This window comes from Rhizobium sp. FKL33, assembly GCF_005222915.1.
Lineage (GTDB): Bacteria > Pseudomonadota > Alphaproteobacteria > Rhizobiales > Rhizobiaceae > Rhizobium_E.
In genome coordinates this window covers 53271-72800 of record NZ_STFX01000018.1, presented here as the reverse complement: position 1 = coordinate 72800, position 19530 = coordinate 53271, and the positions used below count along the sequence as shown (strand labels likewise).

At 63.6% G+C, this 19530-nt stretch carries 18 protein-coding genes; 16 read left to right on the top strand and 2 right to left on the bottom strand.

Features of this window, described 5'->3' with window-relative positions; genetic code table 11:
* Positions 1-267 precede the first annotated feature (267 nt).
* Positions 268-1203, bottom strand: coding sequence for a LysR substrate-binding domain-containing protein (locus E8Q41_RS10895; protein ID WP_137155568.1), 936 nt, complete (start codon positions 1201-1203; stop codon positions 268-270).
* Between the two features lie 179 nt (positions 1204-1382).
* Here E8Q41_RS10895 and E8Q41_RS10890 point away from each other — a divergent pair, with 179 nt between their 5' ends.
* The 10 genes from E8Q41_RS10890 to E8Q41_RS10845 all read left to right on the top strand — a co-directional run bounded on the left by E8Q41_RS10890 (position 1383) and on the right by E8Q41_RS10845 (position 10161).
* A complete protein-coding gene (locus E8Q41_RS10890; protein WP_137155567.1) occupies positions 1383-2555 on the top strand; it encodes a prolyl oligopeptidase family serine peptidase in 1173 nt (390 codons plus the stop codon).
* Positions 2552-3217 carry an EthD domain-containing protein gene (locus E8Q41_RS10885; RefSeq protein WP_137155566.1) on the top strand — a complete coding sequence of 222 codons (666 nt, stop codon included), beginning with the start codon at positions 2552-2554 and terminating at the stop codon, positions 3215-3217. Before E8Q41_RS10890 ends, E8Q41_RS10885 begins: the two co-directional genes overlap by 4 nt.
* A 25-nt stretch (positions 3218-3242) precedes the next feature.
* Positions 3243-4187: a VOC family protein gene (locus E8Q41_RS10880; protein ID WP_137155565.1), complete on the top strand. Its 945-nt coding sequence runs from the start codon at positions 3243-3245 to the stop codon at positions 4185-4187.
* Between the two features lie 4 nt (positions 4188-4191).
* Positions 4192-4569, top strand: a complete 378-nt coding sequence (locus E8Q41_RS10875; RefSeq protein WP_137155564.1) for a Rieske 2Fe-2S domain-containing protein — start codon at positions 4192-4194, stop codon at positions 4567-4569.
* A complete protein-coding gene (locus E8Q41_RS10870; RefSeq protein WP_137155563.1) occupies positions 4566-5696 on the top strand; it encodes an FAD-dependent oxidoreductase in 1131 nt (376 codons plus the stop codon). The genes E8Q41_RS10875 and E8Q41_RS10870 overlap by 4 nt, the downstream gene beginning before the upstream one ends.
* Positions 5697-5764: 68 nt before the next feature.
* Positions 5765-6883 carry an MFS transporter gene (locus E8Q41_RS10865; protein WP_137155562.1) on the top strand — a complete coding sequence of 373 codons (1119 nt, stop codon included), beginning with the start codon at positions 5765-5767 and terminating at the stop codon, positions 6881-6883.
* Positions 6880-7461 carry a cupin domain-containing protein gene (locus tag E8Q41_RS10860; RefSeq protein ID WP_137155561.1) on the top strand — a complete coding sequence of 194 codons (582 nt, stop codon included), beginning with the start codon at positions 6880-6882 and terminating at the stop codon, positions 7459-7461. The genes E8Q41_RS10865 and E8Q41_RS10860 overlap by 4 nt, the downstream gene beginning before the upstream one ends.
* A gap of 29 nt (positions 7462-7490) precedes the next feature.
* Positions 7491-8468, top strand: a complete 978-nt coding sequence (locus E8Q41_RS10855) for a fumarylacetoacetate hydrolase family protein (RefSeq protein ID WP_137155560.1) — start codon at positions 7491-7493, stop codon at positions 8466-8468.
* Positions 8468-9391 carry an NAD-dependent epimerase/dehydratase family protein gene (locus tag E8Q41_RS10850; protein WP_137155559.1) on the top strand — a complete coding sequence of 308 codons (924 nt, stop codon included), beginning with the start codon at positions 8468-8470 and terminating at the stop codon, positions 9389-9391. Before E8Q41_RS10855 ends, E8Q41_RS10850 begins: the two co-directional genes overlap by 1 nt.
* Positions 9388-10161 (top strand): cyclase family protein, encoded by a 774-nt coding sequence (locus tag E8Q41_RS10845; RefSeq protein ID WP_137155558.1) that lies wholly within the window; start codon positions 9388-9390, stop codon positions 10159-10161. Before E8Q41_RS10850 ends, E8Q41_RS10845 begins: the two co-directional genes overlap by 4 nt.
* A gap of 100 nt (positions 10162-10261) precedes the next feature.
* Here the strand turns inward: E8Q41_RS10845 and katG are convergent, their stop codons facing one another.
* Entirely contained in the window at positions 10262-12433 is a 2172-nt protein-coding gene (gene katG / locus E8Q41_RS10840; protein ID WP_137155557.1) for a catalase/peroxidase HPI, read from the bottom strand.
* A 142-nt stretch (positions 12434-12575) separates the two neighbouring features.
* Here katG and E8Q41_RS10835 point away from each other — a divergent pair, with 142 nt between their 5' ends.
* The 6 genes from E8Q41_RS10835 to E8Q41_RS10810 all read left to right on the top strand — a co-directional run bounded on the left by E8Q41_RS10835 (position 12576) and on the right by E8Q41_RS10810 (position 19527).
* Positions 12576-13493 carry a hydrogen peroxide-inducible genes activator gene (locus E8Q41_RS10835; protein ID WP_137155556.1) on the top strand — a complete coding sequence of 306 codons (918 nt, stop codon included), beginning with the start codon at positions 12576-12578 and terminating at the stop codon, positions 13491-13493.
* Positions 13494-13624: 131 nt separating this feature from the next.
* Entirely contained in the window at positions 13625-14611 is a 987-nt protein-coding gene (locus E8Q41_RS10830; RefSeq protein WP_137155555.1) for a BMP family protein, read from the top strand.
* Positions 14612-14620: 9 nt separating this feature from the next.
* Positions 14621-16030 carry an amidase gene (locus tag E8Q41_RS10825; RefSeq protein ID WP_137155554.1) on the top strand — a complete coding sequence of 470 codons (1410 nt, stop codon included), beginning with the start codon at positions 14621-14623 and terminating at the stop codon, positions 16028-16030.
* Positions 16027-17547: an ABC transporter ATP-binding protein gene (locus tag E8Q41_RS10820; protein WP_137155553.1), complete on the top strand. Its 1521-nt coding sequence runs from the start codon at positions 16027-16029 to the stop codon at positions 17545-17547. Before E8Q41_RS10825 ends, E8Q41_RS10820 begins: the two co-directional genes overlap by 4 nt.
* The gene (locus tag E8Q41_RS10815; protein WP_137155552.1) at positions 17537-18586 is read left to right on the top strand and encodes an ABC transporter permease; all 1050 of its coding nucleotides are present in this window, start codon (positions 17537-17539) and stop codon (positions 18584-18586) included. Before E8Q41_RS10820 ends, E8Q41_RS10815 begins: the two co-directional genes overlap by 11 nt.
* The gene (locus E8Q41_RS10810) at positions 18583-19527 is read left to right on the top strand and encodes an ABC transporter permease (protein ID WP_137155551.1); all 945 of its coding nucleotides are present in this window, start codon (positions 18583-18585) and stop codon (positions 19525-19527) included. Before E8Q41_RS10815 ends, E8Q41_RS10810 begins: the two co-directional genes overlap by 4 nt.
* Positions 19528-19530: the final 3 nt, after the last annotated feature.

Below are 19530 nucleotides of genomic sequence, written 5' to 3'. Positions count from 1 at the left end.
TCATGATCCCGACGCCAACCCGCAGGCTGGATGTTCGTATGTCCTCGGGGAGATCGCTCAGCCGTCCCGCCGCGTTGCGGTCGGAACGGGCCATGCCGCCGGCCAAACTCATGACGGCAAACGCGCGTCAACACCGGCGCCAGAGCGCACAAAATTCGCTCATGGCGCTTCAGGCCGGATGTTTTGTGATATTCTCCCCGTCTCTTGGGTACGGCAGGCAATTGGCATTTGTAAAATTTTGATTCAGAATATTATGTATTCATATCTCTAATGCCTGGCGGGCTCCTGGCTCCTAGCGGCGAGAATTCTCGCGGCGGATTTCAGCTTCTCGCGCACCCAGGTCAGGGCGGGATCCCGCGAACGATAGCTGTGCCACTGCGCGGATTGTTCGAGAAGCGGCAGCTCGAGCGGCGGCGCCACCATTGTCAGCCCCCCGGTCTTGACCATCTCGGTGGCGAGCGTCTTTTGGACCAGCGCCAGACGATTGCTCCCGCGCACCAAGAGGGACAGCGTGGAAAAGGCGTAGGTCGAGACTTCCACCCGAATGGCGAGACCGACTTCCCGGCATGCCCGCTCGGCAAAGCTTTCTCCGCCGTTCGGCGGCCGCATGACCACGTGCCCCGATGTCTCGAACTGCTCCCTTGTCATTCTCTCCCCCTTTGCAAAACGGCTGGAAGAGTCGGTGACGCAACAGATCTCATCGGCGAACAGCACATCCGAGGGATGCTGGGTGGAGCAAAACACCGATGGTGCGATCAGCAGATCCGCTTCGCCCTTTTCGAGAAGGAGATGCGGGAAATTCTGTTGCGGCTTGAAATCGAATTGAAGCCCCGGAGCTTCCTGTGCGGCGATGGATAGGAAAATCGGCACCAGAGTGTGAAGCGAATAGTCGGAGACCACCATCCCGATCACCCGCCGGGAATCGGCGGGATTGAACGACGGCGTCGAGACGACCGCGCTGTCGATGCGCACGATGATGTCGCGCAACGGCTGTTCGAGCGAGGCGGCGAGCGGCGAAAGCTCCATGGTTCGTCCGACCTGGATCAGCAGCGGATCGTCGAAATATTCGCGGAGGCGTCCGAGCGCATTGCTCATCGCCGATTGCGTGATGAACATTTCATCGGCTGCGCGGCTGACATTGCGCAGACGGATCAGCGCGTCGAGCGCAACCAGCAGATTGAGATCGAGATTTTTGAATCGCATGGGTTCCTCCACGTATTCACCATATCAATAGCATGGATTGAAACAACCAATTTCATAAACGTTTTGCTTTTCGTTAAGTCTTTGCCAGGGAGGAGCCATCGGTCGGCGCGCAAACGCGCCGCTGTCGGTTGCCGCCTGTCGCGCCGGAGTGACCGGCGCCGGAGAGTTGAGGAGGCGTCATGTTCAAGTATTTCCCCACCAATTATGTCTGGAACCTCTCGGTGGATCTCTCCATCGAAATGGGCGCGCGGATCGGGGAGATCGAGGAAATGTGCGCGCCGCTGCAGGAAGCCGCCAAGGCCCCGGACGCAGCCGGCGTCATGGCCTTTCGCCAAACCTGGGTCAGCATGGGCGACAAGTTGATCTCGCTCGCCGAGGAAGACGAGGCGCGGGGCCGGATGATGTCCGCCGGCGACAAGCTCATTCGCGCCGCCAATTATCTGTTGACCGCCGAGCGCTTACAGGCACACGGGGCCGAAGGCCGGGTTGCGCTCTACCGCCGCTTTCTCGATACGTTCGCAAAGGGACTGCGCCTTTCGGGTTCGTCCTGCCGCCGCGTCGAGATCCCGTATGAAGGCGCGCATCTGTCGGCGCTTTATGTGCCTGCCGAAGGCGTCAGCGGTCCGCAGCCTTTGTTGGTCCAGGTCAACGGCCTCGACAGCACCAAGGAAATGAAATTCCTCGTCGGTCTGCCGCAATGGCTGGCCAAGCGCGGCATTGCTTCGCTGGTGGTCGACCAGCCCGGAACCGGCGAAGCGCTCCGGCTTCAGGGTCTCACGGCGCGCTACGACAGCGAGCACTGGGCGAGTCGCGTGGTGGATTGGCTGGAGACCTTGCCCGAGGTCGATGCGAAGCGCATCGGCATGGAAGGCGTTTCGCTCGGCGGCTATTACTGTCCCCGCGCCGTCGCCTTTGAGCCCCGTTTCGCCTGCGGCGTTATCTGGGGCGCCAATCATGATTGGCGCGACGTGCAGAAGAAGCGCCTTGCCCGGGAAGGCAATTTCCCGGTGCCGCATTACTGGGCGCATGTTCAGTGGGTCTGGGGCGCCAAGGACATGGATGAATTCATGCGCATCGCCGAAAACGTCCATCTCGACGGCGTGCTCGACCGGATCCGTGTTCCCTTTCTCGTCACCCATGGCGAAAAGGACAGCCAGATCCCGCTGCATTGGGCGCAGGCGACCTATGACCAGTTGGTCAACAGCCCAAAGCGAGAATTGAAGATTTTCGACGCCCGAACCGGCGGCGTCCAGCATTCGAGCTTCGACAATTCCGCCAATGCCGGCGCCTACATCGCCGATTGGGTCGCGGAAATTCTCGGCGGACGCACGGCCCAGGACGGCGCGGCATGACCATCAAGCTGATGATGTTCGGGCGGCGCTCTCCGGGTCAGACCCTGGTCGAGCATCGCCGCCATATGAAGGACGTGCACGGCCGGATCGTGCTCGACTATATTGCTGCCGATCCGCAAAACGCCCCACGCAAATATGTGCAGAACCATGGGCTCGATGCGGTTTTTGCCGGAGATGACGCCGCGCCCGCCGCTCTGCGCCTGGGACTGGATTTCGTCACCCAGATCTGGTTCGAGGATCTGGGGTCGTTGAAGGCCTCTCGGGAAACTGCGTTCTACAACGAACGCCTTCGTCCTGACGAACCACGCTTTGTCGACAACGCCAATGTGATCGGCCAGCCGTTTTCGGAAGAGCGCGTGCGGGAGCCGGCATCCGCCTCGACCGACGTCAAAGTGTTCGTCGTCAGGCCCGCCGGCCAACCCGCTGTCGATGTCGCCGAACGTCTTGCCGCCAGCGATGTCGCCTATTCCGGCCACTGTCGCAACACGGCCGTCACGCCGGGGCCCATTGCCGCCGTCGATGAATTCTGGACGGACGGTGAAGACGAGGCGCGCCGTCTTCTCGATCATTGCCGCGCAGCGCTCAACGCCCACGCGACGGAGGCTGAGCGTTCAGCCGCTTTTCTCATCGCTCGCGAATACAGATTGTTTGCCGGTCGCTGACGCGCCGGTCGAAGGGAGGATCACCATGAACATCATTGGACCGGACTATCTGGTTTTCGGCGTGGACGACGTCGCCGCCGCTTCTGACTATCTCCGTGATTTCGGCCTGCACCCCGTCGATGTCGATCACACCGGCGGACTGTTCGCCGCGCTCGACGGCACCGGCATCATCATCAGGCACAAGTCCGACCCGTCGCTGCCCGCGCCGCTTCCCACCGCCAATCTGCTGCGCCAGCAGGTCTATGGCGTGCGCTCCACGGAGGATCTCGACGCGATCGAGGCTGAGCTTTCCAAAGATCGCCGCGTCACGCGCCTCGCCGACGGCTCCATCGAAACCCGCGACGCCCATGGTTTCGAGCTCAAATTCCAGGTGACGATCCGCCGCGAACTCAACATGCCGGCCGAGAAGATCAACGCGCCCGGGGCGCCGGCGCAGCGCAAGCCCAACGAGATCGGCGTATGGGAAGAAATGCCGGCCGCGCCGCGGACGCTCAGCCATGTTGTGCTCTTCGTGCCCGATATCGAGATCGCCACGGATTTCTACTGCAACCGGCTTGGTTTCGTGATTACCGATGTACTCAAGGGCGCTGGTCCGTTCCTGAGGCCCAAAGCCAATGACGACCATCACACGCTCTTCTTCATCCGCACGCCGGAATATATGAAGGGCTGCGAGCACCTCGCCTTCCATATGGGTGGACCGACCGAACTGATGGTCGCGGGCACCCGCTTCGTCAAAAAGGGCTATCAGAGCTTCTGGGGCCCGGGCCGCCACAAGTTTGGTTCGAACTGGTTCTGGTATTTCAACAGTCCGCTCGGCTGTCATTTCGAATATGACGCCGACATGGACAAGCATGACGACAGCTGGGTGGCGCGCGAAGCGCCGATGGGCGCGGAAGCCTCCCAGATCGTGCTGTTCGAAATGCGCGAGAAATGGGCCCCCGGCGGGCCGCCTCCGGGCGCGAAAGGCTAAGCCGATGTTGTCCCCCGCATCGCGTCTCGTGGGTCTCTGCAATTCCGCAGATGTCGGCGAGGGCGAAGCCAAAGGCTTCGGTCCGGTCGGAGGATATCGTCGCAAGATTATCGTTCTGCGCAAGGACGGGCGACTGCATGCCTGGCTCGACGCCTGCCCTCACTATCCGCAGGGCACGCCGATGGCCTGGCGGTCCAACGCTTACCTGAATGGCGATGGCACGCATATCGCCTGCCATTCGCATGGAGCGCTGTTCGACATGCAAACGGGAGAATGCGTCTTGGGTCCCTGCCTGGGGCAGGGGCTGACGCGCGTGGAGTTGACGGTCAACGAGCAGGGCGAAGTTTTCGCCGCTCTGACCGAGGAGGAGGTAGCACTATGAATGCAGGCATCAACAAGGCACTGATCATCGGCGGCGGCTTTGCCGGCATGACGGCGGCGGCGCGGCTGGCCAGCCAGGGCGTCGAAGTCGATCTCTTCGAAGTCGATCCGGGCTGGCGATCCTATGGAGCCGGCATCAGCCTGCATGGCTCGACCCTGCGGGTGCTCAAGGATCTCGGTCTTCTCGACCGTTTCATGGAAGAGGGCTTCGCCTCCGATGGCGTCGAGATACGCGGTCCCGACGACCGCGTTCTCGTCAACCTCCCAACGCCGCGGGTGGCGGGTCCGGACATTCCGGGCGGCGGCGGCATCATGCGGCCGGCGCTGGCCAAGATCCTGCAGGAGGCGGTCCGCGCCGCAGGCGTCAATGTCCGGCTCGGCGCAACCTTTTCGACGATCGAAAACCGCGAGGACGGCGTCTGGGTCGGGTTCGGCGATGCCGAGCCGCAGCGATACGATCTGGCCGTGGGCGCGGATGGTCTCTATTCCAGCGTTCGCGCCAAACTGTTTCCAGAAGCGCCCAAGCCCCGCTTCATCGGACAATCGGTCTGGCGAGCCGTGCTGCCTCGGCCCGCGGAAATCACCACTGTCGCCATGTGGATGGGGCCTAAGCTGAAGGTCGGCCTGAACGGCGTGTCGCCCGACAAGGCCTATCTCTTCCTGACGGAAGACAAGGAAGTCAACGACTTCGTGGCTCCGGAGACCTTCGTCGAAACGCTGCGGGCGCTGCTGAGAAAGTTTCCTTCGCCGATCATCCAGACCATTGCCGACCAACTGTCCAACGAGCATCACGTCATCTACCGGCCGCTCGAGCAGATGTTGATGCCGCGCCCCTGGAGGAAGGGGCGCGTGGCGCTGATCGGCGACGCCGTGCATGCGACGACGCCGCATCTCGCGGCAGGCGCCTGCATCGGCATTGAGGACGCCATGGTGCTGGCCGAGGAAGTCGCACGCGCGTCATCGGTGGAAGACGCCCTCTCGGCCTTCGAGGCGCGGCGCTGGGAACGGTGCCGCATGGTGGTCGAAAATTCCGGACGCCTTGCCGACATCGAGATCCATGGCGGCAGCCGCGACGAGCATGCCGCGATCATGCGGGAATCCATGAAAACGCTCGCCGAAGTCATTTGAACAGGCAGAGCCACAATCGGGGAGAGAGGCCGGGCGGCTGACGCCGCACCGGTTCGGGAGGATCGAAAATGACAGGACAAAAATACGGCGTGGGCGGAACTGCGGCGCTGGTGGTGGCGCATTGCGCCGGAATGCTCGATCTCATCGCTTTACCGGTCTGGGTGGGCGCGCTGGTCGAAAGGTTCGGCTTCAGCCCGCAGCAGGCCGGCGGCATCGTGACCCTCTTTCTCTTGGGCGCGGTGGCGGCGAGCCTCTTCGTTGCGCCGCGTCTCAACCGGATCAATCAGAAGCTGGCCGCGACATTTGGTTATGGCGCGGCGGCGCTCTCCTTTTTCGCGGCCTCGACCCAGAGCGGTTTCGTCGAACTGGCGGCTCTTCATCTCCTGGCGGGGCTGTCGGTGGGAACGGGCTTGTCGATGGTGCATGGCGCGATGGGAAAATCCGCCAATCCCCATCGTCTCTTCGCTCTGGCTGGCATCGCGATCGGTCTTCTCGGCATCATTCTTCTCGGCGCGCTGCCGCAATTGCTGATCGCCTTCGGCGGTCCGGTGTTGTTCCAGGTGTTCGGCCTTGTGATGGCTGTGGCTTGCCTCGTATGCGCAGCTCTTTTCGTGAACCCGTTACGCGGAGAAGAGCATGCATCGGCGCCGCTCGGCCGCGCCGTCTGGTTTACGGTTTTCGGCATCAGCGTCATGACCTTCAATCAGGCGATGGTCTTCTCCTTCGTGGAAGTCATCGGCAAGCTGCGCGGTTTTCCCGCCGAGGGTGTCCTGGGCGTCCTGATCGCCCTGGGCGTCGTCAACTTCGTGGTTCCGTCGCCGCTCGCCGCTTTGCTGCAGAAACGGGTCGCGGCTGAACGGGTTGTCCAGATCGGCCCTGCCGTGCAGGCTGTCTTCGCCGTGATCGTCACGAGCGCCACCATCTTCACTCTATGGGCGCCGGTCGCGGCCTTCTTCGTCGCGATCCAGATCTTCACCCACACCTTCGCCTTCGGCCTGCTGGCCCGTCTCGATCCGACCGGCCGGGCCGTTGCGGCCACACCGGCAATGCTGATGATCGGCGCAGCGCTCGGTCCGATCGTCGGCGGCGCTCTCGGGCAGAATCTCGGTTTCGGCGCGCTTGGAGCGGCGGCCGTGGTCGTCGCGCTAGTTTCGATTGTCTTCTTCACCAAAGCGAGATCCGCATGACTGAATTCCCCGCCATCACCCGGGTGGTGACAGGCCATGACGAGGCAGGTCGCTCCGTCATAGCCCAGGTCGGCCCGCTGCCGACCGTCGTGGAACTGGCGGCCATTCCCGGCACCGTCTTTCATGAGGTCTGGTCGACCACGGGCGCGCCCGTCATTGTCGGCAACGGCGAGGATCCCACCACAGGTCCGCTCGTCCTGCCGCCGCCGTCCAGCGGCACTCGCTTCCGGTTCGTCGATATTCCGCCGGATACGGAAGAATTTCTGGCGCATGGCGCGGCGAAGATGGGCGCGGCCTTTACCGAGATCGGCGACGAGGCAGCCTCGACAGTAACGGAAGGCTCGCCGCATCCGCTGATGCACCGGACGCAATCCATCGATTACGGCGTGGTGATCGAAGGCGAAATGACGCTGGTTCTCGATAAGGGCGAGACACTTCTCAAGCCGGGTTCGGTCGTCATCCAGCGCGGCACCAATCACGCCTGGGCCAATCGTTCCGGCCGGATGTGTCGGATGTTGTTCGTGCTGATCGACGGCGTTTACGAGCCGGAAATCGCAGAGGCGCTGTCCTCTCGCTGAGGGGAATCGCGCGTGGTTTGGAGATAAAGATGAAGCTTGCGACCTATAAAGACGGCAGCCGCGATGGTCAGCTGTGGGTGGTCTCGAAAGATCTCTCCGTGGCCGCTCCCGCAGTCGGCATCGCGTCCACCTTGCTGGAAGCAATCGAAAATTGGGACGCGGCGGCGGCGCGGCTTGAAGCGCTCTACCAGCGTTTGAACGCCCGCGAAGAAGCCTTTGCCACGCGGTTTGAGCCCGAGCGTTGCATGGCGCCCCTGCCACGCGCGCCGCAATGGCTCGACGCATCCGCCTTCCTCAATCATGGACGGTTGATGGACAAGGCTTTCAACAATCCGGTAAATCCGGATTTCGAAACCATTCCTCTTGTCTATCAGGGCGCGAGCGATGATCTGCGCGGTCCCGTCGACGATGTTGAATTCCCGGACGACGGCCTGTCTATCGACATGGAGGGCGAGTTCGGCGTGATCCTGTCCGACGTGCCCATGGGAGTGAGCGCCGAACAGGCCGCGTCGCATGTCAGATTGCTGGTGCAGATCAACGACTGGTCGCTGCGCAAGCTCGGCGCGCGAGAAATGCGGGCAGGCTTCGGCTGGCTGCAGGCCAAGCCCTCGACAGCGTTTGCGCCGCTCGCGATCACGCCGGACGAGATTGCTCCCTATTGGGAGGGCGCGCGGGTGAAATTGCCGCTGCATGTCGAGATCAATGGGCGTGAAGTGGGACGGGCGAACGGTGCGGAGATGCATTTCTCCTTCGCGGACATCATCGCCCATTGCGCCCGCACGCGAAAACTGTCCGCTGGCTCCATCGTCGGCTCCGGAACGGTGTCGAATGCGGATCGCAGCGCCGGCTCCTCCTGTATTTCGGAAATCCGGGTCATCGAGCTCCTCGATCAGGGCGCATCCGTCACCCCCTTCCTCACCTGGGACGACCTGGTGCGGATGGAGGCGCGGCTTCCCGATGGATCGGCGCCGTTCGGGGTCATCGATCAACGGGTGGTGAAAGCCTGATGCGCATACTCGTCACCGGCGCGGATGGCTATCTCGGCTCCGGTCTCGCCCGGCGGCTCGCCGATACGGTCCCGGGCCTGAGCCGTTTGACCTTCACGGACCGGCAGTTGGTCGGCGAGGCGACGCGGATCGCGGGCGCGGATCTCATAGCCGGCGATCTGACGCAGGCCGATTTTCTCGACGCCCTGACCGAACCCGGCTTCGATATCGTCTTCCATCTCGCCAGCCTGCCCGGCGGGCAGGCCGAGGCGGAGCCTGAGCGCGGCCGGAGGATCAATCTGACCATGCCTCTCGATCTCGCATGGAAGGCGGCGGAAAAGCGACCCGGCGCGCGCTTCGTCTTTGCCTCCTCGATCGCTGTCTATGGCGACACCGTTACGGATGTGATCTCGGAGGCGACGCCCACGGCGCCCGGACTGTCTTACGGCGCCCACAAGCTGATGACGGAGATGTATCTCAGCGATCTCAACCGCAGGGGCGAGTTGTCGGCGATCAGCCTTCGCTTCCCCGGTCTCGTCGCGCGGCCCCCGACCGAAAGCGGACATGGCTCCGCCTTTATGAGCCAAATGTTTCACAAGATCGGCGCCGGCGAGGAATTTCTGAGCCCCGTTCCGGCCAGCGCACGATGCTGGTGGATGTCCCGGGCTGCGGCGGTCGAAACGCTTCTGCATGCCTCGACGCTGCAAGCCGGTGCGCCGACCGTGGTGTTGCCTCCGGCGCTCTCCGCCACGATGGCGGAAATGGCCGACGCCATCGCGATCGCCGCGGGACGAACGGCGTCCGTTCGATGGGGCGATGACGCGCGGTTGACCCGTCTGTTCGGCGCGATGCCTGAGATCGACGCCTCGCTGGCGCGCGGTCTCGGTTTCGCCGGCGACGCCGATCTTCAATCCCTGGCCCGTGCGGCCCTTTCCGGAGCATGACCATGAAAATCGTCGATCTGTCCGTCGCCATCGACAATGAGACCCCTGCGGACCCGCCCGGACTCGGACCGAAAATTGTCTATTCCGATCACCAGGCCGGGGCGGAAGAGGTGATGCGCTTCTTTCCGGGCCTCAACCAGGCGGACCTGCCGGGCGCGGAAGGCTGGGCGGTGGAGCAATTGACGCTCACCGCGCATGCCGGCACCCATCTCGACGCGCCCTGGCATTTCGCCTCGACCATGAATGGTGGTGAGCGCGCCTGGACGATCGACGAAGTCCCGCTTGACTGGTGCATCCGCCCAGGCGTGAAGCTCGATCTTCGCCATCTGCCGGATGGTCACGTCGCGACCGCCGACGAGGTGCGCGCCGCTGTCGAGGCGACCGGCGCGCCGCTCGCACCCTTCGACATCGTGCTCGTCAACACATCGGCAGGCGCGGCCTATGGCCGGCCCGACTTCATTGGACGGGGTTGCGGCATCGGTCGCGAAGCGACGCTCTGGCTCTTGTCGCAAGGCGTGCACATCACCGGCACCGACGCCTGGTCCTGGGACGCGCCGTTCCGGATCACCGCCGAACGCTTCGCCGCCACCGGCAATGCCGGTCTGATCTGGGAAGGCCACAAGGCCGGGCGCGACGGGATCTTCCTGCATATGGAAAAACTCACCCGGCTTGAGGAATTGCCGGCCCGCAGTTTCACCGTCTCGTGTCTGCCGGTCAAGATCAAGGGCGGCTCGGCCGGCTGGTGCCGCGCGGTCGCGATCTTCCCGTAAGGCGGCGACGTCGCGCATTCCAACGAGCGGCTTTATGCAAACGGCCCCCTTTCCGGATTGGAAAGGGGGCCGTCTCTGTATCAGCTCTACGCTTCGGCAATTACGCCAGATCGAAGCGATCGGCGTTCATCACCTTGGTCCAGGCCGCGGCGAAGTCGTGCACGAACTTCTCCTTGGCGTCGTCCTGGGCGTAGACTTCGGCATAGGCGCGCAGGATGGAGTTCGAACCGAACACCAGATCGACGCGCGTCGCCGTCCACTTCACCGCGCCGGTCTTGCGGTCGCGGATCTCATAGAGATTGTCGCCGGTCGGAACCCAGCTATAGGCCATGTCCGTCAGGTTGACGAAGAAGTCGGTCGTCAGCGCGCCTTCGCGATCCGTGAAGACGCCGTGCTTGGCGCCGCCATAGTTCGCGCCGATCGCGCGCATGCCGCCGATCAACGCCACCATTTCGGGGGCGCTGAGGTCCAGCAATTGGGCGCGGTCGAGCAGCATTTCCTCGGGGCTGACGACATAGTCCTGCTTCTGCCAGTTGCGGAAGCCGTCGGCCAGCGGTTCGAGATAGCTGAACGAGTCGACATCCACTTGTTCCTGGCTGGCGTCGCCGCGGCCCGGAGCGAACGAAAGCTCCAGCGGAATACCGGCAGCCTTGGCGGCCTGTTCGACGCCGACATTGCCGGCGAGAACGATGACGTCGGCGATGCTGGCGCCGGTTTCGGCTGCGATCGGTTCGAGAACCGAAAGCACCTTGGCGAGACGCGCCGGCTCATTGCCGGCCCAGTCCTTCTGCGGAGCCAGGCGAATACGGGCGCCATTGGCGCCGCCGCGCATGTCCGAGCCGCGATAGGTGCGGGCGCTGTCCCAGGCGGTGGCGACGAGCTCGGCAACCGAAAGACCGGAAGCGGCGATCTTCGCCTTGACAGCGGCGACGTCGTAACCGCTGCTGCCAGCGGGGGTCGGATCTTGCCAGATCAGATCCTCGGCCGGAACATCCGGGCCGATATAGCGGGTCTTCGGGCCCATGTCGCGATGAGTCAGCTTGAACCAGGCGCGGGCGAAGGCGTCGGAGAACGCGTCGAAGTCGTTCATGAAGCGCAGCGAGATCTCCCGATAGATCGGGTCGACCTTCAGCGCCATGTCAGCGTCGGTCATCATCGGATTGTGGCGGATCGAGGGATCTTCCACATCGACGGGCTTGTCTTCATCCGCGATGTTGATCGGCTCCCACTGCATCGCGCCGGCCGGGCTCTTGCGCAATTCCCAGTCATGCTTGAACAGCATTTCGAAGAAACCGTTGTCCCATTTGGTCGGATGTGTAGTCCAGGCGCCTTCGAGACCGCTGACCACGGTGTCGCGGCCGATGCCGCGGCCCTTGAGGTTGAACCAGCCGAGACCCTGGAATTCAGGATCGGCCATTTCAGGATCGGGGCTCAGATTGTTCGCGGACCCGTTGCCATGGGTCTTGCCGACCGTGTGGCCGCCAGCAGTCAGCGCCACGGTCTCTTCGTCGTCCATGCCCATGCGGGCAAAGGTTTCGCGCATCATCGCCGCCGTCGCCAGCGGATCGGACTTGCCGTTCACGCCTTCCGGGTTGACGTAGATGAGGCCCATCTGCACGGCGGCAAGCGGGTTGGCGAGCGTTTCCGGCTTGGTCACGTCGGCGTAGCGATTGTCGCTGGGCGCCAGCCATTCCTTCTCGTCGCCCCAATAGGTGTCCTTTTCAGGATGCCAGATGTCTTCGCGACCGAAGGCGAAACCGTAGGTTTTCAGGCCGGCGACTTCGTAGGCGATCGTGCCGGCGAGCATGATGAGGTCGGCCCAGCTGATCTTGTTGCCGTACTTCTTCTTGATCGGCCAGAGCAGACGGCGGCCCTTGTCGGTGTTGACGTTATCCGGCCAGGAATTGAGCGGGGCAAAACGCTGATTGCCGGTGCCGCCGCCGCCGCGACCGTCGGTCACGCGGTAGGAGCCGGCCGAGTGCCAGGCGGTGCGGGCGAACATGCCGACATAGCTGCCCCAGTCGGCGGGCCACCAATCCTGGCTGTCGGTCACCAGCGCGCGGACATCGGCCTTGATCGCTTCGAAATCGAGCGACTTCAGCTCTTCGCGGTAATTGAAAGTCTTGCCAAGCGGATTGGTCTTGACGTCGTGCTGATGCAGGATGTCGAGATTGAGCGCATTCGGCCACCAGTCGGTGTTGGTCGCCTTGTGCGACGTGTGGCCGCCATGCGCGACCGGACATTTGCCGACGATTTTCGGATGTTCGTTCATGTCGTTTTCCTTCCCTTCTTGCTGCCTGGGAGTGTCGCAGCCGCCCGTTCTGTTGGCGGGTCCTCAACCCGTGACCATCTTCTAGAACATCCCACACATAAAATATAATTGCATTTTCTAAATGTTCCGATAGGAAAAAATTATGGCGAACCTTTCGATGAAGCATCTCAGATATTTCGACGCTTTGGCGCGGCATGGACATTTCGGGCGAGCCGCCGCCGACTGCGCCGTGACCCAGCCGGCATTGTCGGTGCAGATCAAGGAGTTCGAGGATCTCCTCGGCGCGCCGCTCGTCGAGCGGGGCGCGCGGCAGATCCGTCTGACGGCGCTTGGTGAGGCGGTCGCCGCGCGGGCGCGCGAAGTGCTCACTTCGGTCGAAGAAATAGCCAATCTCACGCGGGGCGCGAATGGCGACTTCATGCGTGAGCTCCGCCTCGGGGTGATTCCCACGATTGCACCCTATCTCCTGCCGGCTTTGATCAAGGCGCTTGCCGGGCGCTATCCGGATCTCGACGTTCGGCCCCGCGAAACCGTGACCCAGCGCCTGATCGCCGATCTCGGCGACGGAAAGTTGGATGCCGCCATCGTCGCCCTGCCGGTATCCGAACCGTCGCTTGCCGAAACGCCGTTGTTCGAGGAGGAATTCGTGCTCGTGAGGTCACTCGAGGATGCCGCAAAGCCTGTTCCCAATCCGCAGGCGCTGCGTGAAATGCGTCTGCTTCTGCTGGAAGAAGGACATTGCTTCCGGGAACAGGCGTTGTCTTTCTGCGATATCGCCCCGCCTGCGCCGCGCGATCTGATGGAGGGCAGCTCACTCTCAACCCTGGTGCAGATGGTCGGCGCGGGCATCGGCATCACGCTCATCCCGCAAATGGCCGTCGCCATCGATACCCGCTCGGCAGCGGTGTCCGTCGCCCGACTCGGCGATCCCAGTCCGTCGCGTATGGTCGGCATGGTCTGGAGAAAAAGCAATCCGCTGGCGGCGCAACTGCAGCAGATTTCCGACATCGTGCGGGATGAGGGGCTGCGTCTTCTCTCGGATATGAACGGCCGTCCCTGACGCACCGCCTGTTGATCGGCTTGAACTGAGACAGTATGGCTGACTAAAAAATCGCCAGCTAATCGCCTTGACACATTTTTGGGCCGCCATTAACAATTTCTACCAATTGGTAAAAAATGGGGAACCACAAAATGTCTAGCCAATTCAAACTGTCGCGTCGCTCCGTGCTCGCCTCGGGCCTCGCGCTCGGCGCATCCTCCTTCATTCCCTCCGTGCGCGCCGCCGAACCGATCAAGGTCGCCGGCATTCACGGCTCGCCGGTCGAAAACGCCTGGAACTCAGTGCTGCATAAGGCGCTGCAGGACGCCGCCAAGGAAGGCGCGATCGAATATGTGTTTTCGGAAGGCGTATCCGGCACGGATTATCCCCGCGCCATGCGCGAATATGCCGAACAGGGCGCCAAGCTGATCATCGGCGAAACCTTCCCGGTCGAAAAGCAGGCTCGTGAAGTGGCGGCCGACTATCCCGAGACCGCCTTCGTGATGGGGTCGAGCGGCAAGGAAGCCGGCGATAATTTCGGCGTGTTCGGCACCTGGAATTTTGACGGCGCCTATCTCGCCGGCATGCTGGCCGGCAAGATGACCAAGTCGAATGTGGTCGGCTCGGTCGGCGCCATGCCGATCCCGGAAGTCAACATGCTGATCAACGCCTTTGCGGCGGGCGTCAAGGCGGTCAATCCGGACGCCAAGCATCTCGTCACCTTCATCGGCACCTTCTTCGATCCGCCCAAGGCGCGCGAAGCGGGTCTGGCGCAGATCGACGCCGGCGCCGACATCCTGTTCGGCGAACGCATCGGCACGGCCGACGCCGCCAAGGAGCGCGGCATCAAGTCGGTCGGTTCGCTGATCGATTACACGCCGCGTTATCCTGATACGGTGTTCGCCAATGCGCTGTGGAATTTCCGCCCGATCCTCAACGCCGCGCTCGCCGATGTCGCCGCCGGCAAGCCGACCGGCCGCGATTACACCGCTTACGGCCTGATGAAGGAAGGCGGCAGCGACATCGTTTACGTCAAGGGCGTGGCCCCCGCCGACGCCGAGGCGGCGATGGAGAAGGTGCGCGCCGAGATAAAGTCCGGCGCCTTCGAAGTTCCCCGGATCATGGACGAGCCCAAGTAAGCCTTGATCATGCAGGAAGACGCCACCAGCCTCGCGGAGGCGATCGCAAATGGTCGCCTCGCATCTGTCGAGGCGATGCGGGCTTCCCTCTCGGCAGCCGATAGGGCTGCCGATCTGGGTTCCATCGCCTATCGTGACGATGGCAAAGGCCTTGCCACCGCCCAGGCGATCGATGCGCTGCCGCTATCCTCACCCGAGCGTGCGGCCATGCCCTTCGCTGGCGTTCCCACGCTCGGCAAGGATCTTGGCGGCCCCTTCGCCGGTTTTCCGATGGCGGCGGGATCGCGGCTCATGGCGCGGCGTGGCGGCTTTGTTGATTCCGATCTCGCGGAACGGTACCGCAGCGCGGGCTTCTGCCTGTTCGGCCTCACTACCAGCCCCGAATTCGGCCTGTCGCTCGCCAGCGAGCCGGACATCGGTCCCATCGCCCGTAATCCCCTGTCGCCCGATCTTTCGGCCGGAGGCTCCTCCGGCGGAGCCGCATCTGCCGTTGCGTCGGGCATTGTCAGCATCGCGCACGCCACCGACGCGGGCGGATCGATCCGCGTGCCCTCCGCCTGCTGCGGTCTCGTCGGCTTGAAGCCGAGCCGGGGCCTGATGCCGGCCGGGCCGCATTTCGGCAATCACCTCGCCGGGCTGGCCACCGAACTCGCTGTGTGCCGTTCGGTGCGCGACAGCGCCGCTATGCTCGGCCTGTTATCTGGCGAGGCGAGGGGGCCTTTTCCACCCGTAGCGCTGGCTGCTCCCGGCGATGGGCCGCTGCGCATCGGGCTCCTGACCGACACCGGAGACGAGTTTCCCACCGATCCGGACCGCGCCCAGGCGATCGAAGACGCCGCTCGCTATCTGGAGCAGGACGGCCACCACATCGTCCCCATTTCGTTTTCTGAGATTGACGCGGCGGCGGCCAGCAGCAGGCGCGCCTTCGTCGATATCGTCTGCATCAACCTCGCCGATACGATCGCACAGTTCAACCTCGACGCGACCAAGACCGAGCGGCTGACCCAGGCGGTCATCGAGCGCGGCCTGGGAATGAGCGCCGGCGCGGTGTGGCGCAGCCTCAACGCCATGGTCATCGTCAGCCGTGACCTCTGGCGTCTGTTCGACGGGATCGATTGCCTGCTCACGCCGATCCTGTCGTCCGCGCCGCTGCCGGTCGGCTCTTTCCCCAGCGATCACGCCGATACGGATCTGCATTTCGACCGCATGGCCGCGTTTTCGCCGCTTGCGGCGCTGGCCAACGCGTCGGGCTTCCCGGCTCTGACCCTGCCCTTCGGCAGCGACGCCAGGGGATTGCCGCTGCCGGTGCAATTGATGGCGCCGATGGGCGGCGATCAGATGCTCTTGCGTCTCGCCGCGCGTCTGGAGCAGGATGGGCGCTGGACGCATCCTTTCCCGATCGCAGGATTGACCGCATGAGCGCTTCCGTTCTCGACATTGTCGGCGTCAGCAAGCGCTTCGGCGACAATCTCGCCAATGACGATATTTCACTGTCGCTGGGTCGGGGCGAGATCGTCGCGCTGCTCGGCGAAAACGGCGCCGGCAAGACCACGCTGATGAGCATCCTGTTCGGCCATTATACGCCCGACAGCGGACATATCCTTATCGACGGGCGCGATCTGCCGCCGGGCAAGCCGCGCGACGCCATCCGAGCCGGCATCGGCATGGTGCATCAGCATTTTTCGCTCGCGCCCAATCTGACCGTGCTCGAAAACGTCATGACCGGAACCGAAAGCCTGTGGTCGCTCGGCTCGAAACGCGCCGAGGGCCGGGCCAAGCTGATGGCGATTTCCGAGCGCTTCGGCCTGAAGACCGATCCGGACGCCCGGTTGGGCGGTCTCTCGGTCGGCGAGCAGCAGCGCGTCGAGATCCTCAAGGCGCTTTATAACGACGCCCGCATCCTCGTGCTCGACGAGCCGACGGCGGTTCTGACCCAGATCGAGGCGGAACGCCTGTTCGCCATTCTCAAGGACATGGCGCGCCAGGGCCTGTCGCTGATCTTCATTTCGCACAAGCTCGACGAAGTGATGTCGACAGCCGATCGCGTCGTCGTGCTGCGCGGCGGACGGCTGGTTGCCGAACGCAAGGCGGCGGAGACCAGCAAATCCGAACTCGCCGAACTGATGGTCGGTCGCAGCGTGTCGCGTCCGGTCCGCGAGGCCTCGACGCCCGGTGAGATCGTGCTCGAAGCGGCGGGCGTCACCATCCGTCAGGGCGGCGTCGACAAGCTCAAGACGGTGGAATTCCGCCTGCGCGAGGGCGAGGTGCTGGGCGTCATCGGCGTATCCGGCAATGGTCAGGCACAATTGGCGCAGATGCTGTCGGGCACGCTGCCCTGGACGTCAGGCGACATTCTCCTGTTCGGCCAGACTGTTGAACGGCTGACGGTGTCAGATGCGGTCGCGGCGGGTATTGGCCGCATCCCCGAAGATCGCAACAAGGACGGCGCGATCGGCGAAATGGCGATCTGGGAAAACGCCGTGCTGGAACGCCTGTCGAAATTCTCGAAAAACGGTCTGGTCGACCGCAAGGCGGGCGCCGCCTTTGCGCAGGAGATTATCGGCCAGTTCGACGTGCGTGGCGGCTCGCCAACCAGCCGCATCCGGCTGTTGTCGGGCGGCAATATGCAGAAGCTCATTCTCGGCCGCAATCTCATCGAACGACCGAAGATCCTGATCGCCGCGCAGCCGGCGCGCGGGCTCGACGAAGGCGCGGTCGCCGCGGTTCATGCGCGTATTCTGGAGGCGCGCCGCCAGGGCGCGGCGGTGCTGTTGATTTCCGAAGACCTCGATGAAGTCATGGCGCTCGCCGATCGCATCCAGGCCATTGTTGGCGGCAGGCTGTCGCCGCCGATCTCCGCTGAACAGGCATCGACGCGAAAACTCGGGCTGATGATGGCGGGCGAATGGGAGAGTGAGGTGGCGCATGCGGTTTGAACGCCGGGAACACAGGCCGCTGGCGCTGGTCGTGGCAACGCCGCTGATCGCCATCGCCGCCGCCATGGCGATCGCCGGCGTGCTGATCGCGATTGCCGGCGCGCCGGTTCTGGAGGCCTATTGGCTGATCCTCAAGGGCGCCTATGGCTCCAGGCTGTCCGCGACGGAGACCCTGACCCGCGCGGCGCCGCTGATTCTGACCGGGCTTGCCGCAGCCGTAGCGTTTCGTGCCCGCCTCTGGAATATCGGCGGCGAAGGCCAGCTTTATCTCGGCGCCATCGCGGTCGCCTGGATGAGTTCGCATGTTCTGGGTGACTTGCATCCTGCCGTTCAGATACCTCTGTTGCTGGTCTTCGGCGCAATCGCCGGCATGATCCTGCTGCTGGCGCCGCTCTGGCTGAGATTGCGCTTTTCGGTCGATGAAGTGGTGACAACACTGCTTTTGAATTTCGTCGCGGTCCTGTTCGTCTCGATGCTGATCGACACGGTGCTGAAAGATCCCATGGCATTTGGCTGGCCGCAGTCGCAATCGGTCGCCGATGAGGCGATGCTACCGAAGCTCTTGTCGCGGTCGCGATTGCATCTCGGTCTGGTCATCGCGATTGCGCTGGCCTTTGTCCTGCATTTCGTTCAGTCGCGCACGGTGTTCGGCATGCAGTCGCGCGCGGCTGGTCTCAATCCGCAAGGCGCGGTCTTCGCCGGCGTGCCGCTCGGGCGCACGCTGGTGATCGTCGCCTGCCTGTCGGGAGGTCTCGCCGGTCTTGCCGGCGCGATCGAGGTGATGGGCGTCAAAGGATACGTGACCACGGATCTGTCGCCGGGTTACGGCTATTCCGGCATCGTCGTCGCCATGCTCGCCAATCTCAATCCGCTCGGCGTCGTGCTGGCGGGACTGTTCACCGCCACCATGTTCGTCGGCGCGGATGGCATGAGCCGCAGCCTCGGCATCCCCAGCTATATCGCCGATGTGATCGTGGCGTTGTCGCTGCTCACCATGCTGATCGCCGTCTTTTTCACCCAATACAGGATCCGCCGATGAGCGCGCTGTTCGACATCGTCGCCTCCGCCGGTCTCTGGGCCGCTGTGCTCAGGATCGCGACGCCCCTGATCCTCGGTACGCTCGGCGCACTGCTGTGCGAGCGGGCAGGGGTGCTCAATCTGGGCATCGAGGGAATCATGACCTTCGGTGCGATGATCGGCTGGCTCGCGGTCTATAACGGCGCCGATCTCTGGACAGGCTTCCTGATTGCGGGGATCGCCGGCGGCGTCTTCGGCCTGCTGCATGCCGGCCTGACCGTGACGCTTGGCCTGTCGCAGCATGTCTCCGGTCTCGGCGTCACGCTGTTTGCGTCGAGTTTCAGTTACTACGTGTTCCGCCTCATGGTGCCGGTCGCCGGCACGCCGCCGACAATCGAGCCCTTCAAGCCGATTGCGATCCCCGGCCTGAGCGATATTCCCTTCATCGGACCGGCGCTGTTTTCCCAGACGCCGCCCACATACGCGGCCATTCTTCTCGCAATCGTGCTGGCCTATGTGCTGTTTCGAACTCCGCTGGGGCTTGCGATCCGGATGACGGGGGAAAATCCGCATGCGGCGGATGCGCAGGGCGTCAATCCCATGGCGGTGCGTTATGGCGCCGTCATCGCCGGCAGCGCCCTGATGGGCATGGCGGGGGCGTTTCTGACGCTGTCGGCTTTCAACAGCTTTTTCCCGACCATGGTGCAGGGACGTGGATGGATCTGCATCGCGCTCGTGGTGTTTTCGTCCTGGCGGCCCGAGCGGGCGCTGTTGGGCGCACTGCTATTTGCCTTTTTCGACGGATTTCAGCTCAGGCTGCAGACGACGCTCGGCGGCGCGGTGCCCTATCAGCTGTTCCTGATGATCCCCTATATCCTGTCGATCGCGGCGCTGGCGGTCATGGCCCGGCGCGCGCGCGTTCCCCAGGCGCTGATGCAACCCTATCGGCGCGGCGAGCGCTGACCT

What these genes read in the sequence shown, in the direction of transcription:
- katG (WP_137155557.1), bottom strand. Translation starts at nt 12,433, where the DNA reads ATGAACGAACATCCGAAAATCGTCGGCAAATGTCCGGTCGCGCATGGC.
- E8Q41_RS10870 (WP_137155563.1), top strand. Translation starts at nt 4,566, where the DNA reads ATGAATGCAGGCATCAACAAGGCACTGATCATCGGCGGCGGCTTTGCC.
- E8Q41_RS10825 (WP_137155554.1), top strand. Translation starts at nt 14,621, where the DNA reads ATGCAGGAAGACGCCACCAGCCTCGCGGAGGCGATCGCAAATGGTCGC.
- E8Q41_RS10875 (WP_137155564.1), top strand. Translation starts at nt 4,192, where the DNA reads ATGTTGTCCCCCGCATCGCGTCTCGTGGGTCTCTGCAATTCCGCAGAT.
- E8Q41_RS10845 (WP_137155558.1), top strand. Translation starts at nt 9,388, where the DNA reads ATGACCATGAAAATCGTCGATCTGTCCGTCGCCATCGACAATGAGACC.
- E8Q41_RS10830 (WP_137155555.1), top strand. Translation starts at nt 13,625, where the DNA reads ATGTCTAGCCAATTCAAACTGTCGCGTCGCTCCGTGCTCGCCTCGGGC.
- E8Q41_RS10860 (WP_137155561.1), top strand. Translation starts at nt 6,880, where the DNA reads ATGACTGAATTCCCCGCCATCACCCGGGTGGTGACAGGCCATGACGAG.
- E8Q41_RS10820 (WP_137155553.1), top strand. Translation starts at nt 16,027, where the DNA reads ATGAGCGCTTCCGTTCTCGACATTGTCGGCGTCAGCAAGCGCTTCGGC.
- E8Q41_RS10865 (WP_137155562.1), top strand. Translation starts at nt 5,765, where the DNA reads ATGACAGGACAAAAATACGGCGTGGGCGGAACTGCGGCGCTGGTGGTG.
- E8Q41_RS10885 (WP_137155566.1), top strand. Translation starts at nt 2,552, where the DNA reads ATGACCATCAAGCTGATGATGTTCGGGCGGCGCTCTCCGGGTCAGACC.
- E8Q41_RS10895 (WP_137155568.1), bottom strand. Translation starts at nt 1,203, where the DNA reads ATGCGATTCAAAAATCTCGATCTCAATCTGCTGGTTGCGCTCGACGCG.
- E8Q41_RS10810 (WP_137155551.1), top strand. Translation starts at nt 18,583, where the DNA reads ATGAGCGCGCTGTTCGACATCGTCGCCTCCGCCGGTCTCTGGGCCGCT.
- E8Q41_RS10815 (WP_137155552.1), top strand. Translation starts at nt 17,537, where the DNA reads ATGCGGTTTGAACGCCGGGAACACAGGCCGCTGGCGCTGGTCGTGGCA.
- E8Q41_RS10835 (WP_137155556.1), top strand. Translation starts at nt 12,576, where the DNA reads ATGGCGAACCTTTCGATGAAGCATCTCAGATATTTCGACGCTTTGGCG.
- E8Q41_RS10850 (WP_137155559.1), top strand. Translation starts at nt 8,468, where the DNA reads ATGCGCATACTCGTCACCGGCGCGGATGGCTATCTCGGCTCCGGTCTC.
- E8Q41_RS10855 (WP_137155560.1), top strand. Translation starts at nt 7,491, where the DNA reads ATGAAGCTTGCGACCTATAAAGACGGCAGCCGCGATGGTCAGCTGTGG.
- E8Q41_RS10880 (WP_137155565.1), top strand. Translation starts at nt 3,243, where the DNA reads ATGAACATCATTGGACCGGACTATCTGGTTTTCGGCGTGGACGACGTC.
- E8Q41_RS10890 (WP_137155567.1), top strand. Translation starts at nt 1,383, where the DNA reads ATGTTCAAGTATTTCCCCACCAATTATGTCTGGAACCTCTCGGTGGAT.